A 14,981-nucleotide genomic window follows, 5' to 3' on the forward strand; every position below is an offset into this window, starting at 1 on the left:
TAGGGTGAGCGCGTGAGCAACCTCGAGGTCGAACCCGCCGAGCTGCTGTGCGACGACGACACGGCACCGCGGTTTCAGCTGCTCGAGCCGCGCGAGGTGCCGCTCGGCGGCCCGCGCGCCATGACGGTGCGCCGCACGCTGCCGCGGCGCGAGCGCAGCCTGATCGGCGCGTGGTGCTTCCTCGACCACTACGGCCCCGACGACATCACCGAACGGGATGCCGGCATGGTCGTGCCGCCCCACCCCCACACCGGGCTGCAGACGGTGAGCTGGCTGTTCGAGGGCGAGATCGAGCACCGCGACTCGACCGGCGCGCACCAGATGGTGCGACCCGGCGAGCTGAACCTCATGACGGCGGGCTCGGGCATTCAGCACTCCGAGATCTCGACGCCCGCGACGGCCCGCCTGCACGGAGCCCAACTGTGGGTGGCGCTGCCCGACAGCGACCGGCACACCGCCCCCTTCTTCGAGCACAGCGAACCCGTGCCGACCAAGCTCGGCGACGCGACCGTGCGGGTGTTCATCGGGGAACTGCCCGGGCTCGCCGACCACCGCGCCCACGCCCGCACCTTCACACCGCTGCTCGGGGCGCAGCTCGACCTGCCGGCGGGCTCCGTCGTCGACGTAGCACTCGACCCCACCTTCGAGCACGGGGTGCTCGTCGACCACGGCACCGCGACCCTCGACGACGATCACGTGGTCGACGCCGCGCAACTCGGCTACCTCGCGCCCGGCGCCGACGTCGTGCGCATCGAGGCGAGCGGCGACGCGCCCCTGCGCATCCTGCTGATCGGCGGCACGCCGCTCGGCGAGTCGATCGTCATGTGGTGGAACTTCATCGGCCGCGACCACGACGAGATCGTCGCCTTCCGCGAGCAGTGGCAGGGCGACGTCATCGCCGACGCCGACCGCGGCGGACGCTTCGGCCACGTCGACGGGTACGACGGCGCGGCCCTTCCGGCGCCGGCGTTGCCGGGCATCCGCCTGAAGCCCCGCGAGTAATCTCGCGGCGCGACTGTGTCGCCGCTTGGCCACTACTCGGGTGTAGGAGTTCCTACACCGGAGGAGGAACCGGGCAGTTCACCGTTCGCTCAACCAGTCGCGCGCAGCATCCAGCGTCTCGACCTCGACGGCGCCCGTCACAATCCCGCGGCGCGCACCGTCAACGATCACCACGTCGTGTTCGAGGTCGTGCAGCCGGTCAATCGCGCCCTGCAAAATCTTCTCGCCGACCGCGTGCACCCGCGTCACCCGATCGAGGTCGAGCACGAGCACCCGATCGGTCGAGTCGAGCACGTCCTCCATCGCGGCGAGCACTCCACGCATCGACGCGAAAACGAGGTCGCCCTGAATGGCGACAACGCCGGCGCCGAATTCGGGCCAGCGCTCCTCGCTCTCGCGTACGACCGGCAGGTTGCCGCCGGGCAGCGTCAGGGCGTGCAGTTGGAAGCGCTCGGCGAGGTCTTGCGAGGCGGCGACGCCGCGCACCGAATTGCCCCGCGCATCTAATTTGGGGCTGAACAGGCCCATACCGAACTGGCCGGGGCTCGCCGTGATCAGCCCGCCCGAGACTCCGCTCTTCGCGGGCGTGCCGACCGTCAGCAGCCACTCGCCCGAGTAGTCGTACATGCCGCACGTCGCCATCACGGTCAGCACGTGCCGGGCCACCTCGCCCGAGAACACGCGGTCGCCCGTCACCGGGTTGATGCCGCCGCGGGCGAGCGTGGCACCCATGATCGCGAGGTCGCGGGTCGTCACGAGCACCGAGCACTGCCGCAGGTAGACCTCCATCGTGGGGTCGACCTCGTCGGTCAGCGAGCCGGCGCTGCGCATGAAGTGCGCGAGCGCGCGGTTGCGGTCGCTCGCGGCCTGCTCCTCCTCGTAGACGGTCTCGTCAAAGCCAAGGGTGCGGCCCGCGGCCGCCTCCATCAGCGAGCGAATGCGCGCGAACTTCTCCCGCGCATCCTCACCCCCCACGAGCGCACACGTCACGAGCGCGCCCGCGTTGATCATCGGATTGTCGGGGCGGCCCGTCTCCTCTTCGAGACTGATCGCGCTGAACGCCTCACCGCTCGGCTCGGCGCCCACGTGCTCGTGCACGGCCTCGCGGCCGCGGTCGCTGAGCGCCAGCGCGTAGGTGAACGCCTTCGAGATCGACTGCACCGAGAACTCGACGTCGACGTCGCCCGCCTCCGACACGAAACCGTCGGGGCTGCACACCGCCAGGCCGAACAGTTTGTGGTCGGCGTTCGCGAGCGTCGGAATCGACGCCGACACCTCACCGCGGTAGTCGTGCCGCAGACGCTCGTGCAACTCGCCCAGCACCCGGGCGATCGGGTCATCGATGAGGGTGGTCACGGGGACCGACACTACTCGTGCGGGTCGGCGTTCAGCTTCTCGAAGCGAGCGCGCTCTTCTGCCTCGATCTCGGTGAACGTCTGCCGTTCGGCCCGGTCGGCGCGAATGATCGCGCGCATCGCGAACCAGAACACGAGCCCGAGCAGGATCGTAGGCGTGACCGAGAAGATCGCGTTGGCCCAGAACGATTCAGGCATGCCGACATCGTACGCGCGGATGCTGACCACGCGCTTCGGGGGACGGCGAGCGGCCGTTGCGCGCGGGGGACCGCGAGCGCCCGCAGCGCTCGGCGAGGGAAGACCGCCGCGCCCGCGGCGCGCGGCCGGGCGAGCGCGGCGGCGACTAGATGTCCTGCAGGCGACGGCGGCGAACCGCCAGGCCAACCGAGAGGACGACGACGCTCACCGCGGCGATCGCGCCGAGAGCCGTGGGGAGAAGAACCTCGACACCGGGCACCGCCGGCGGGGAGGCCGTGATCGGGTTCTCGCCGGGCAGCTCGAGGGTCGGCAACTGCACGCCCCCGTCGCTCGCGAAGGCCGGCTCGACGCGCACGTCACCAATCGCCGCCGACAGGCGCCCGTCGTCGACGACAACGACCGCGCAGTACTCGCCGGGAACGAGCGAGGCGGTGGCCAGCGCAACCGAGAACGCCTCTCCGGCAACCGCGGGAACCGTGCGTTCGACGACGGTCGAGCCACAGTCGCCGAGCACCTGCTCGGTGAGCGCCACCGTCAAGACCACGTCACCCTCACCGGCGAGCGAACCCTCGACCAGGATGTCGCCCGACACGGTGTCGCCGGCGACGGGCGAAGTAATCGAGACGGTCGAGGCGGCGAAGGCCTCACCGGCCCAGGCCACGCCGAACACGACGAAGAGGCCAGCCACAAAGGCGGCGGCACTGCGCAGGCGTTGCTGCACGATCATGAGGGTCGCCGTTCGGGTCCAGCGAGTATCGGCCCACCGCAGGCGGTGGCCGGTGACGTCGGGTGTGGGTAGTCGGGTGGGGGTGACCGAGTTTCGGGCCCGGTCGTGTGGGTGCCCCCAGGCTAAGACGGGGCACCGCTCACCGGCGCGCCCCAGTACGGGGGTGAACCCCGCGGTGCGCGGCCTCAGCCTCCCGGCGGACGACCGCCCGCGAGGCGAAAACTTACTGACCGGCCTTCTCGAGCATCCCGATGATGCCCGTCAGCACGAGGTACACGCCGAAGCCGCCCGCGATCACCCAAACGGCGAGACGTGTGGGGCTGATTTCGCGCTTTTTCTTCTCGGCGTCGCCGGGAAGCGGCAGTTCGTCGTCGCGTCCGAACGTCATTGTTCAGCCCCTCTACTTCACCAGCGGAAACAGGATCGTCTCGCGAATGCCGAGACCGGTGAGCGCCATCAGCAGGCGGTCAATGCCCATGCCCATGCCGCCCGACGGGGGCATGCCGTGCTCGAGCGCGGTGAGGAAGGCCTCGTCGAGCTGCATCGCCTCGAGGTCGCCGCCGGCGGCGAGGCTCGCCTGGGCGACGAAGCGCTCGCGCTGAATGACCGGGTCGACGAGCTCGGTGTACGCGGTCGCGAGTTCGAAGCCGCGCACATAGAGGTCCCACTTCTCAACGACGCCCCTCTTGGTGCGGTGCTCGCGCACGAGCGGGCTCGTGTCGACGGGGAAGTCCATGACGAAGGTCGGGCGGGTGAGCGAGCCCTTGACGTAGTGCTCCCACAGCTCTTCGACGTACTTGCCGGGCAGCGGGTGATCGATCTCGATCTCGACGGCGTCGGCCATCTTCTTCAGCTCGCTCATCGGCGTCTCGGGCGTCACCTCGACGCCCGCGGCCTCGCTCAGCGACTCGTACATGCTGAGGCGATCCCACTCGCCGCCGAGGTCATACTCGGTGCCGTCAGCCCACGTGACGACGTGCGACCCGGCGACGGCGAGCGCCGCGTTCTGGATCATCTCTTGCGTGAGGTCGGCCATCTGGTGGTAGTCGCCGTAGGCCTGGTAGGCCTCGAGCATCGCGAACTCGGGGCTGTGGGTCGAGTCGGCCCCCTCGTTGCGGAAGTTGCGGTTGATCTCGAATACCCGCTCGATGCCGCCCACGACCGCGCGCTTCAAGAACAGCTCGGGGGCGATGCGCAGAAACAGTTCGGTGTCGAACGCGTTCGAGTGCGTGACGAAGGGACGGGCCGAGGCGCCGCCGTGCATGGTCTGCAGCATCGGCGTCTCGACCTCGAGGTAGCCGTGGCTCGCGAACGTCTGACGCAGGCTGGCGACCGCGAGCGCGCGGGCGCGAACCGTCTGCCGGGCCTGCTCTCGCACGATCAGGTCGAGGTAGCGCTGGCGCACGCGCGTTTCTTCGTTCAACTCTTTGTGCAGGGTCGGCAGCGGCAGGATCGCTTTCGCCGCGATCGCCCAGCGCGACACCATGATGCTCAGCTCGCCGCGGCGGCTCGTGATCACCTCGCCCTCGACGAAGACGTGGTCGCCGAGGTCGGTGAACTCTTTCCACTGCGCGAGCGACTCATCGCCCACCTCGGCGAGCGACACCATCACCTGAATGCGGGCGCCGTCGCCCGACTGCAGGGTGGCGAAGCAGAGCTTGCCGGTGTTGCGGCTGAAAACGATGCGCCCCGCGAGCGCGACGCGCTCTCCGGTCTGCACGTCGGCGTCGAGCTCGGGGAAGCGCTCACGCACGGCCGGGATGCTGTCGGTCACCGCAAGACCGATCGCGTACGGTTCGAGACCGGCCGCGAGCATCCGCTCACGCTTGTCGAGGCGCACCTGCTTCTGCTCGGCGATCTCCTCGATCGTCGGCTCGGCGTCGCCGTCGGCGGGCGTCGCGCTCGTGGGCGCGGCAGTGTTTTCGGTCATGCGGAGGGCTCCTCGGTCAACCGCTTAAGCCTACCGGCGCGCTTCGCCGCCGATTTTCGGGGCGCGTGGGCCCGCCCGGGCCCCGCAACGGGAGCCAGTGCGGTGGGCGGGAGGCAGTTCGAACGAGCTCCCTGTCACCAAACTGGCTCCGGCCCAGGTGCGTGAGCACGCGCGAGCGCCCCAGCGCCCGAGTGCCCGAGCGCTCCAGTGCCCGAGCGCTCCAGTGCACCAGGGCCCCAGCGCGCGAGCGCGCCTCGGCGGCCGGATGCGCGGCTCAGCCGACCGAGAACGCGGCGGTGTCGATGAGGCGCGTTCCGCTGACCCGCGCGGCCACGAGCATCCGTACCTCGCCGCGGTGCTCGCTGCCGACCGCCATGAAGGTGGACGCGTCGACGAGCGTCACGTAGTCGACATCAACCGAGCCCGCGTCGAGGGTGGCGCGTGCGGCGGCGAGCGCCGCATCGACACCGCCGGCCGCCGCCTCGCGGGCCGCGGTGATGGCGGCGGGGATTGAGCGCGCGACCGCTCGAGCCGCGTCGTCGAGGTACGCGTTGCGGCTCGACAGTGCGAGCCCGTCGTCGTCGCGCACCGTCTCGACCACCTCGACGGTGGTGGCGATGTCGAGCTCGCGCACCATGCGGCTGACGAGGAACACCTGCTGCGCGTCTTTCTCGCCAAACAGCACGACGTCGGGGGTGACGATGCCGAGCAGCTTCGCGACGACGGTGAGCACTCCGTCGAAGTGGCCGGGGCGGGCGGCGCCCTCGAACGTGGCCCCCACATCACCGGCTGTCACGCGGGTCTCGACCGGGCCGCTCGGGTACATCTCGTCGACGGTGGGGGCGAAGACGGTGACGGCTCCGGCGGCGCCCTCGACGCCGGCCAGTAGCGCCCGGTCGGCCGAGAGGTCGCGCGGGTAGCGGGCGAAGTCTTCGCTCGGCCCGAACTGCAGCGGGTTCACGAACACCGACACGATGACGCGGTCGGCGAGCTCGGCCGCGCGGGCGACGAGCGCCAAGTGCCCGGCGTGCAGCGAGCCCATCGTCGGCACGAGCGCGACACGGTGGCCCGCATCGCGCCAGCCGGCGACGGCCGAGCGCACCCCCGCGACCGTGTCGATGACGATGGGCGCGGACTCAGCGGCGGGCTCAGCGGCAGAGGTCACGGTGTCTCATTGTGGTCGGTCTCGTCGGCTCGAACGAATCGCCCAAGCTCGATGCGGCTGCCGCTCGCCTCGCGCAGCGCGTTCTCGATGGCTGAGCGCACGACGGCGCCGAGCACGCGCCCGGGCTCGTCGACGCCGATGGCGCGCAGCCCGTCGACGGCCTGGTCGACGACCGCGCGCGAGAACTGGCCGGCGGCCGCGATCGCGTCGGCGTACGCCGCGCGGTCGGCCTCGTCGATGACGATCGGCTCGGCCCCCATCTCGACGACGAGCGCCTGGGCGATGGGCAGCACGGGGGCGGGCGCCGTGACGGCGCACCACGCTTCGCGCAGGCGCACCAGGTCGATGGATGTTCCGGTGAAGTCGAGCGCCGGATGCACCGCCAACGGAATCGCGCCCGCCGCGCGCGCCGGGTCGAGCACACCCACGCCGTGGCCGGGCGCGGTGTGCAGCACGAGCTGGCCGGGCTGCCAGGCTCCCGACGCGGCGAGGCCCTGGACGAGGTCGGCGAGCTGATCGTCGGGCACCGCGATGATGACGAGTTCGCTGCGCTCGACGATGTCGGGCACGCGGGCGATCGGCGCGCCGGGCAGCACCCCTTCGACGCGGTCGCGCTCGTCGTCGTCGAGGGCCGAGACGCCCACGATGGCGTGGCCGGCGCCGGCGAGCGCCGCACCCAGCACGGGCCCAACGCGGCCCGCGCCGATGATGCCGACGCCGAGGCGTCCGTCGCGTCGGGCGGTCACGCCCCCGCACCCCAGCGGTGGCTTGTGTCGCGGTCGGCGCCGCTGATCGCACGCTCGCTGACCCCGCCGAAAAGTGCGACGATGTGGTCGCGGTCGAGCGCCCCGAGGTTGGCGGCGATGGGCCCCATGACGGTGTGCACCTCGAGGTTGCCGAGGCGCAGCGCCCGCGCGAGTGGCCCCTGCGTGATCGCCACCGATTGGATGCGCGGGTACGGCACCAGCGTCAGCGAGCGCCAGATCGCTCCGGCGCGCAGCAGCACGAGGTCGGGGCTGAGCGCCGCCGCATTGCGCGTCACCGAGAACCAGCGCACCGGGCGCGCTCGGCGAGGCGAGGGCACGAAGCCACCCTCGTCACCCGAGCCGGTGAGCCCGAGGTCGATGAGCGGCATCGACTCGTCGGTGACGCCGGCGGGCAGCAGCAGCCGCAGCACGGTGCGCACGTCGTCGGCGTTGCCGACCGGCAGGATCGTCGTCTGCGATTGGCCGCCCGCGCCCTGCGCCGACGAGCGGGAGGCACGGTTGACCGAGATCTGCCACCAGCCGAACGGCCGCCACATGAGGGGCTGGCTGACCTTCACCGAGTGGATGCGCCCGGGCGGCAGCGTCTCGTTCGACGTCGACAGCAGCCCGAAGCCGACGCGCACGCCGTCGGGCGTTGCCGCGATCGAGTAGCGCAGCGAGCGCACGATGCGGTTGATCATGAAGCCGCCGATGCCGAGCAGGGTCGGCACGAAGCCCACGATGAGGGCGAGTTCGTCGGTGATCGCGATGCCGACGATGAGGCCGATCGAGATGAGCACGAAGGTGATGGCGGGGCCGCCCAGCACGGTCGAGCCGATCAGCCGGCCCGGGTCCATGCGCACGACCGACTCGGGTTCGGCCAAGTCGGGGTCGAGCTCGGGGGCGAGGAACTCGTTCACCCGCGACTCGAGCACGGTCGACGCGAGGGTCAGCGGGGTGTCGCGGTCGACGGGTCGGCCGTCGGCGCCGAGCGAGGGGCCGGCGGATGCGCTGGCGGATGCGCCGGCGGATGCGACGGTGCCGTCATCGACGGCGACGTCCGTATCGGGGGCAAGGGAAGCATCCGTCGCCATCGACACGGGCGCCGGGTTCGCGGCGCGCCGCGCACCCGAGGCGAGCCGCAGAATGTCGCGGCGCAGCGCATCCGCGTCGGTGCCGCGCAGGTACTGCAGCGGCACATTCGCGTCGTTGCCTGCGACCGAAATCTCGAGCTTCGCGGCCCCAAAAATGCGCGGGATAAACGGGCGAGCAATGTTGATGCCCTGAATGCGGTCGAGGCGGCCCTTGCGGTTCGTGCGGAAGAGGATGCCCGAGCGCACCTCGACGACCTCGTCGGTGATGCGGAACGAGTGGAATCGCCACGACAGCCAGAACCCCGCCACCAACAGCGCGAGCACGCCGATCAGTGCGGCGGCGGCCTGCGGGATCAGATTCTCGCGCACGATGAGGTCGATGAGCGGGTCGTCGGGCGTGAACTCGTCGCCGCCGGGCACGAATGAGCCGATGAGCCGCTCGCGGAAGTTCGCGATCAGCACGCCGATGATGATGATCAGCGTCAGCCCGCCGCGGAAGAGCGGGGTCGCCCGGTGCAGCCGGTGCCACTCGCCGTCGGTGTAGTCGGTGACGGCGGCGGCACGGGCGCGCGCCACCTCGGGCGCGTCGCCCGACTGGCCTGCGCCCGAGGGTGTGCCCTTGCCCGACGGCGTGCCGTCGCCCGGCTGCTGCGCGTCGGTCACAGCCCCGCCCGGCGGGTCTCGGCGACCGCGACCAGGTGGTCGCGCAGCTCTTCCGCGCGCTCGAGCGGCAGGCCCGGAATCAGCACTCCGCTCGTCGCCGCGGCCGTCACGAACTTCAGCTCGGCGAGGCCGAGCGCGCGGGCGACGGGCCCGCGGCTGATGTCGACGAGCTGCATGCGGCCGTACGGCACGGCAACGAAGCGCTGGAAGAGGATGCCCCGGCGAAACACCAGATCGTCGTCGCGCAGGGCGTAGCCGATCGCCTTCACCCGGCGCGGTGTGAAGGCGATCACGAGCAGGAAGACGGGGCCGAGCACGGCGGGCAGAATCCAGCCGAACTCCCATCCGAACCAGAACGGAATCGCCGACGCCGCCGTCACGAGCCCGCCAAAGATCACCCAGCCGACAATGTCGACGACGACGTACTTCGGCGACACCCGCTGCCACTCGCCCGCCGCGATGTCGAGCTCGAGGCGCGCCTCAGCCGGCGTCTCGGGCGTGATCGGCAGAGCGACCGATGCGGCCTCGCTCGGCGCCACTGCGGTCGGCGCGACCTCCGCCGACGCGCTCTCAGCGGGCGCCGTTGCGCTCAAGTTCACGGGGGCCTCGGGCGCGGAGTTCGGGTCAGTCACGCGGTTCTCCTCAGCCGGCGGCGGGCGCCGCGTCGGCCTGATCGTCGTCGTCAGTGGGCGGCGGCACCGAGCAGAAGTGCTCGGCAACCAGCGCAGAGACCAGCAGCAGCAGCGCCCCCACCAGGGCCGCGCCCGTGGTCAGCGCAGAGCCTACCGGCACGATTGAGCGGCTTAGAAGATAAATCAGGATGCCGGAGGCGGCTCCCAGCAACAGGGCGCCGCCCAGCGCGCTCGCCTTCGCGAGCACGACGATGCGGGTCGCGTAGAACGGGTCGATGCGTCGCTCCCCAGCCGCCGCGCGGCGCACCGGCCAGGCGCCCGCGAGCAGCGCCGCGGCGATCAGCACGAGGGCGATCGCAAGCGAAATGGGTGGAACGAACACGGGCCGCCCCTGCCCCGCGAGCAGGGTGTCGGCGACGAATCCGACGATCGCCCCGACGAGGGCGAGCAGCAGCAGAGGGCCAGCCGTCGTGCGCGTCACCGCGTGCCCCCGCGAAGCTCGGCGAGCAGCTCGGCGACGCGTCCGCGGCCGGCGATGCGCGCATCCGGATCGATGTCGAGCCAGGGGGCGAGCACGAAGTCGCGCTCGTGCGCCCGGGGGTGGGGCAGCGTCAGGCGCGGGTCGTCGCGCGTGACGTCGCCGTAGGCGATCAGGTCGAGGTCGAGGGTGCGGTCGGCCCAGCGTTCGACGTGGGCTCCGCGGTCGCGTCCGTGCTCGCGCTCGATGCGCAGCAGGTGGTGCAGCAGGTGGGTGGGGGCGAGTGCGGTGTCGAGCAGAGCGACACCGTTCAGGTAGCCGGGCTTCGACGGGTCGGGGCCGGTCTCGGTGACCGCGATCGAGTCGTGCCAGCGCGAGACGGCGACGACGCGGGTACCGGGCAGGGCCGCCATCGCAGCGACGGCGTCGGTCAGGGCCGCGGCGCGCGCGCCCAGGTTCGCGCCGAGAGCAACGACGGCGCGGGTGGGCGCCGCGGCCCGATCGACCGTCACCGAGACATCGCCGAACGGCACCGCGATGGGCGCCTCGGGCTTGTGCACGGTGAGTTCGACGCGGTGCACGCCCTCGCGTGCGAGGCAGACGGCCGCGAGCCGCTCGGCGAGCGTCTCGATGAGGTCAACCGGGTCGCGCTCGATCGCGGCAACCAGCTCGTCGGCAAGTTCGCCGTAGTGCACCGTGTCGACCACGTCGTCGCTCGCCGCGGCGGGCGCCAGGTCGAGGTGCAGCACGGCGTCAACGACGAAGCGCTGGCCGTCGCGCTTCTCGTCGGGGTAGACGCCGTGAAAGCCGGTCGCCGTGACGCCGCGCAGGGTGATGCGGTCGGCGGCCGGGTGCACGCCGGCGGCAGCCGAGGGGTGTCGCTGATGCGGCGCGCGCTCGCTCACGCGGCACCTCCACGCCAGCGCTGCCAGACGGCGAGCCCCTGCGCCGAGCCCGTCACGTCGTGCACGCGCACGGCCGCGACGCCCGCCTCGGCGCAGAGCACACTCACGGCGGCGGTGGCCGCGTCGCGCTCAGCAGGTGGGGCGCCGGCCGGCAGCAGTTCGCCGAGGAACCGCTTGCGCGACGCCCCGACCAGCACGGGGTGGCCGAGCCGGGCGATCTCGTCGAGCCCGCGCAGCAGCTGCCAGTTGTGCTCGGGGCCCTTCGCGAAGCCGATACCCGGATCGAGCCAGAGGCGCTCGGCCGCAATGCCGGCGCGCATCAGGGCGTCGCGGCGAGCCCGTAGCTCGGCGACCACGTCGGTGACGACGTCGCCGTAGCTGCTGACCTGGTCCCACTGGTGCGAGTGGCCACGCCAGTGCATGGCGACGTAGTCGGTGCTGAGCTCGGCGACCACGGGGGCCATCGCCGCGTCGGCGAGCCCGCCCGACACGTCGTTGACGATGCGCGCCCCCGCCTCGACGGCGGCCGCGGCGGTCGAGGCGTTCATGGTGTCAATCGAAACGGTGATGCCGGCCGCCGTCAGCGCCGCGACCACGGGCAGCACGCGCTGCTGCTCAACCTCGGGGCTCACCCGCTCGGCGCCGGGCCGCGTCGACTCGCCGCCCACGTCGACGACGCTCGCGCCCTGCGCAACCATGCGCTCGGCGTGCCGCAGGGCGATGGCCGGGTTCACGAAACGGCCGCCGTCGCTGAACGAGTCGGGGGTGACGTTCAGGATGCCCCACACGGCGGGCGCCGGACGGCTCACGCCGCGCCCCGCCCAATCAGCGCCATGACGGCGGCCTGCTGCTCGGGCTCGGCGAGCGTGCCGCGGGCGGCAACGGTCACCGTCGAGGAGTCGGCGTAGCGAACGCCGCGGGCGGCAACGCAGCCGTGACGCGCATCCACCACGACGAGCACGCCGTGCGGACGCACGGCGGCGTCGAGGGCCGCGGCGACGTCTTCGCCGAGCCGCTCTTGCAGCTGCGGACGCGCCGACACCACCTCGACGAGGGCGGGGATGCGGCCGAGGCCGATGATGCGCTCGTTCGGCACGTAGGCGACGTGCGCGACGCCCGTGAACGGCAGCAGGTGGTGCTCGCACATCGAGCGCAGGGCGATGTCGCGCAAGACCACGAGCTCGCCGCGCTCGCCCGGCTCGGTCGCCATCTCGGCGCCGTCTTCGAGCATCGGCACGGGGTCGACGCCGACACCCGCGAAGAAGTCGGCGTAGGCGGAGGCGACGCGCTGCGGTGTAGTGGCGAGGCCCGGGCGGGCCGGGTCGTCACCGATCGCGGCGATGATCTCGGCCACCGCCGCCTCGATGCGCGCGGTGTCGATCGGGCTCATGGGGTGTCAGTCTGTCGCAGATCCGTCGCTCGCGTCGCTGCGCGCCACGCCAGCACCGGCGTGCTCGTCAGCGTCGGCGTGCGCGGTCTCGGCCGCGACGGCCTCGTCGACCTGCGGCTTCTCGGGCATCGGCACCGGGGGGATATTCGGCAGCGGACGCTCGTTGCTCGACAGCCACTGCGGGCGCTCGGGCAGCTGCTTCACATCCTTGAAGATCTCGGCGAGCTGGATGTGGTCGAGCGTCTCTTTCTCGAGCAGCTCGGTCGCGAGGCGGTCGAGAATGTCGCGGTTGTCGTTGAGCACCTGCCAGGCCTCATCGTGGGCCTGCTCGATGAGCGCGCGCACCTCGGCGTCGACGCGCTCGGCAAGCCGCTCGCTGTAGTCGCGCTGGTGGCCCATGTCGCGGCCAAGGAACACCTCGCCGCTCGACTGGCCGAGCTTCACGGCGCCGACTTCCGACGACATGCCGTACTCGGTCACCATGCGGCGGGCGATGCTCGTGGCCTTCTCGATGTCGTTGCTCGCGCCCGTGGTGGGGTCGTGGAAGACGATCTCTTCGGCGACGCGGCCACCCATCGCGTAGGTCAGCTGGTCGAGCAGCTCATTGCGCGTGATCGAGTACTTGTCGTCGATCGGCAGCACCATTGTGTAGCCGAGGGCGCGACCGCGCGGCAGGATCGTGACCTTCGTGACCGGGTCGGTGTGGCGCATCGCGGCGGCCGCGAGGGCGTGACCACCCTCGTGGTAGGCGGTGATGAGCTTCTCGTGGTCGCGCATGACGCGGGTGCGGCGCTGGGGGCCGGCCATGACGCGGTCGACGGCCTCGTCGAGTGACTCGGAGGTGATCTGCTCGCCGCCCTGGCGCGCCGTCAGCAGCGCCGCCTCGTTGAGCACGTTCGCGAGGTCGGCACCCGTGTAGCCGGGCGTCTTGCGTGCGACGACCTCGAGGTCGACGCCCTCGGCGATCGGCTTGCCCTTCGCGTGCACGGCCAGAATCTGGGCGCGGCCCGCCATGTTGGGGGCGTCGACCTGAATCTGACGGTCGAAGCGGCCGGGGCGCAACAGGGCCGGGTCGAGGATGTCGGGGCGGTTGGTGGCCGCGATCATGATGACGTTCGTGTTGGGGTCGAAGCCGTCCATCTCGACGAGCATCTGGTTGAGCGTCTGCTCGCGCTCGTCGTGACCGCCGCCCATGCCGGCGCCGCGGTGACGGCCGACGGCGTCGATCTCGTCGACGAAGATGATCGCCGGGGCGTTCTCTTTCGCCTGGGTGAACAGGTCGCGCACGCGGCTCGCGCCGACGCCGACGAACATCTCGACGAAGTCAGAGCCCGAGATCGAGTAGAACGGCACGCCCGCCTCGCCGGCGACCGAGCGGGCGAGCAGCGTCTTTCCGGTTCCGGGCGGTCCGTACAGCAGTACGCCCTTCGGGATGCGCGCTCCGACCGCCTGGAACTTCGACGCGTCCTTCAAAAAGTCTTTGATCTCGTGCAGCTCTTCGATCGCCTCTTCGGCGCCGGCGACATCCTCGAAGGTGACCTGGGGGCTCTCTTTGCTGACGAGTTTCGCGCGGGACTTGCCGAACTGCATGATGCGCCCGCCGCCGCCCTGCAGGCGCGTGAGCAGGAAGTAGAAGATCACACCGATGATCAGGAACGGGATGATGAGCCCGAGGATCGACGTGAAGAAGTTGGTCTGCGGCACCTCGTCGGTGAAGTCGTCAACGCCCGACGCCTCGACGGCGTCGATGACGGCTTCGGCGCGCTGGAACACGTAATAGAACTGCACCTGCGTGCCGAAGTCTTCGTACTCTTCAGCGAGGGTCACGTCGACGCGCTGCTGGCCGTCGATGATCGTGACCGACTCGATCTCGGCGTTCTCAAGCACGTCGAGACCCTCGGCCGTCGACACCTCGCGGAACCCGCCCTGGGCGAGCAGGCTGAACCCGACGATCAGCGCGATCGCGCCGAGCGCGATGTAGAGGAACGGGCCCTTGAACAGGCCTTTCCAGGTGAACTTCTTTTTCGCTGTCGCCATAGTCCTTGAAGGCTACCTGCCGCGTTCAATGCGCCCGCTGGATGTTCGCCGGAGGCGCACCGTGAGCCGCGCGCCCGCGTACACAGTGGTGTGCGACCGCCGCCTACTCGTAGACGTGGGGCGCCAGTACGCCGATCGCCCGCAGGTTGCGGTACTTCTCGGCGTAGTCGAGGCCGTAGCCCACGACGAACGCCGGCGGAATCTCGAAGCCCACGTATTCGACGTGTACTTCGACCTTGGCCGCCTCGGGCTTGCGCAGCAGGGCGAGAATCTTGACGCTCGCAGCCCCGCGCGATTCGAGGTTCGCGGTCAGCCACGACAGGGTGAGCCCCGAGTCGATGATGTCTTCGACGATCAGCACGTGGCGCCCGGCGATCTCGGTGTCGAGGTCTTTGAGGATGCGCACGACGCCACTCGACGCGGTGCTCGCGCCGTACGAGCTCACCGCCATCCAGTCCATTTCGATGTGCATGTTCAGCTCGCGCGCGAAGTCGGCCATCACCATGACGGCGCCCTTCAGCACGCCGACGAGCAGCGGCGGGTTGTCGGCGTAGTCGGCCTCGACGCGGCGGGCCAGCTCGGCGAGCTTCGCGTGAATCTCTTCCTCGGTGATGAGCACCTCGGTCAGGTCGGAGCGAATCTCGTCGACGTCCACGGGG

16 protein-coding genes are annotated in these 14,981 nt (G+C 71.0%); 1 reads left to right on the forward strand and 15 read right to left on the reverse strand.

Translation table 11 applies throughout. The features are described 5' to 3' along the window. The first annotated feature begins 12 nt into the window (after positions 1–12). Positions 13–1,002 (forward strand): pirin family protein, encoded by a 990-nt coding sequence (locus EV141_RS10830; RefSeq protein ID WP_130485975.1) that lies wholly within the window; start codon positions 13–15, stop codon positions 1,000–1,002. A 78-nt stretch (positions 1,003–1,080) separates the two neighbouring features. Here the strand turns inward: EV141_RS10830 and glsA are convergent, their stop codons facing one another. The 15 genes from glsA to hpt all read right to left on the reverse strand — a co-directional run bounded on the left by glsA (position 1,081) and on the right by hpt (position 14,977). Then, positions 1,081–2,358, reverse strand: a complete 1,278-nt coding sequence (glsA, locus tag EV141_RS10835; RefSeq protein WP_157985549.1) for a glutaminase A — start codon at positions 2,356–2,358, stop codon at positions 1,081–1,083. Positions 2,359–2,369: 11 nt separating this feature from the next. Next, positions 2,370–2,555 (reverse strand): hypothetical protein, encoded by a 186-nt coding sequence (locus tag EV141_RS10840; protein WP_130485977.1) that lies wholly within the window; start codon positions 2,553–2,555, stop codon positions 2,370–2,372. Positions 2,556–2,700: 145 nt separating this feature from the next. Then, positions 2,701–3,276, reverse strand: a complete 576-nt coding sequence (locus tag EV141_RS10845; protein WP_141914302.1) for a hypothetical protein — start codon at positions 3,274–3,276, stop codon at positions 2,701–2,703. Positions 3,277–3,505: 229 nt separating this feature from the next. Continuing rightward, positions 3,506–3,670 carry a hypothetical protein gene (locus EV141_RS12265; RefSeq protein ID WP_157985550.1) on the reverse strand — a complete coding sequence of 55 codons (165 nt, stop codon included), beginning with the start codon at positions 3,668–3,670 and terminating at the stop codon, positions 3,506–3,508. 12 nt (positions 3,671–3,682) lie between these two features. After that, on the reverse strand, positions 3,683–5,212 hold the full coding sequence (gene lysS, locus EV141_RS10850) for a lysine--tRNA ligase (protein WP_130485979.1): 1,530 nt from the start codon (positions 5,210–5,212) through the stop codon (positions 3,683–3,685). A 274-nt stretch (positions 5,213–5,486) separates the two neighbouring features. Next, positions 5,487–6,377, reverse strand: coding sequence for a pantoate--beta-alanine ligase (gene panC / locus EV141_RS10855; RefSeq protein WP_130485980.1), 891 nt, complete (start codon positions 6,375–6,377; stop codon positions 5,487–5,489). Then, positions 6,374–7,123, reverse strand: a complete 750-nt coding sequence (locus EV141_RS10860; protein ID WP_130485981.1) for a DUF2520 domain-containing protein — start codon at positions 7,121–7,123, stop codon at positions 6,374–6,376. Before EV141_RS10860 ends, panC begins: the two co-directional genes overlap by 4 nt. Beyond that, positions 7,120–8,880 (reverse strand): PH domain-containing protein, encoded by a 1,761-nt coding sequence (locus EV141_RS10865; protein ID WP_130485982.1) that lies wholly within the window; start codon positions 8,878–8,880, stop codon positions 7,120–7,122. Before EV141_RS10865 ends, EV141_RS10860 begins: the two co-directional genes overlap by 4 nt. After that, positions 8,877–9,383 (reverse strand): PH domain-containing protein, encoded by a 507-nt coding sequence (locus EV141_RS10870; protein ID WP_375880261.1) that lies wholly within the window; start codon positions 9,381–9,383, stop codon positions 8,877–8,879. Before EV141_RS10870 ends, EV141_RS10865 begins: the two co-directional genes overlap by 4 nt. 139 nt (positions 9,384–9,522) lie before the next feature. Beyond that, positions 9,523–9,993 (reverse strand): DUF3180 family protein, encoded by a 471-nt coding sequence (locus EV141_RS10875; RefSeq protein ID WP_130485983.1) that lies wholly within the window; start codon positions 9,991–9,993, stop codon positions 9,523–9,525. After that, positions 9,990–10,895, reverse strand: coding sequence for a 2-amino-4-hydroxy-6-hydroxymethyldihydropteridine diphosphokinase (gene folK / locus EV141_RS10880; RefSeq protein ID WP_241969230.1), 906 nt, complete (start codon positions 10,893–10,895; stop codon positions 9,990–9,992). The genes EV141_RS10875 and folK overlap by 4 nt, the downstream gene beginning before the upstream one ends. After that, on the reverse strand, positions 10,892–11,704 hold the full coding sequence (folP, locus tag EV141_RS10885; RefSeq protein ID WP_185740154.1) for a dihydropteroate synthase: 813 nt from the start codon (positions 11,702–11,704) through the stop codon (positions 10,892–10,894). The genes folK and folP overlap by 4 nt, the downstream gene beginning before the upstream one ends. After that, entirely contained in the window at positions 11,701–12,285 is a 585-nt protein-coding gene (gene folE, locus EV141_RS10890) for a GTP cyclohydrolase I (protein ID WP_130485984.1), read from the reverse strand. The genes folP and folE overlap by 4 nt, the downstream gene beginning before the upstream one ends. A 6-nt stretch (positions 12,286–12,291) precedes the next feature. After that, the gene (gene ftsH, locus EV141_RS10895) at positions 12,292–14,322 is read right to left on the reverse strand and encodes an ATP-dependent zinc metalloprotease FtsH (protein WP_130485985.1); all 2,031 of its coding nucleotides are present in this window, start codon (positions 14,320–14,322) and stop codon (positions 12,292–12,294) included. A gap of 103 nt (positions 14,323–14,425) precedes the next feature. Then, positions 14,426–14,977: a hypoxanthine phosphoribosyltransferase gene (gene hpt / locus EV141_RS10900; RefSeq protein WP_130485986.1), complete on the reverse strand. Its 552-nt coding sequence runs from the start codon at positions 14,975–14,977 to the stop codon at positions 14,426–14,428. Positions 14,978–14,981: the final 4 nt, after the last annotated feature.

Source organism: Microcella putealis (assembly GCF_004216575.1).
Lineage (GTDB): Bacteria > Actinomycetota > Actinomycetes > Actinomycetales > Microbacteriaceae > Microcella > Microcella putealis.

What these genes read in the sequence shown, in the direction of transcription:
- EV141_RS12265 (WP_157985550.1), bottom strand. Translation starts at nt 3,670, where the DNA reads ATGACGTTCGGACGCGACGACGAACTGCCGCTTCCCGGCGACGCCGAG.
- EV141_RS10840 (WP_130485977.1), bottom strand. Translation starts at nt 2,555, where the DNA reads ATGCCTGAATCGTTCTGGGCCAACGCGATCTTCTCGGTCACGCCTACG.
- folE (WP_130485984.1), bottom strand. Translation starts at nt 12,285, where the DNA reads ATGAGCCCGATCGACACCGCGCGCATCGAGGCGGCGGTGGCCGAGATC.
- ftsH (WP_130485985.1), bottom strand. Translation starts at nt 14,322, where the DNA reads ATGGCGACAGCGAAAAAGAAGTTCACCTGGAAAGGCCTGTTCAAGGGC.
- lysS (WP_130485979.1), bottom strand. Translation starts at nt 5,212, where the DNA reads ATGACCGAAAACACTGCCGCGCCCACGAGCGCGACGCCCGCCGACGGC.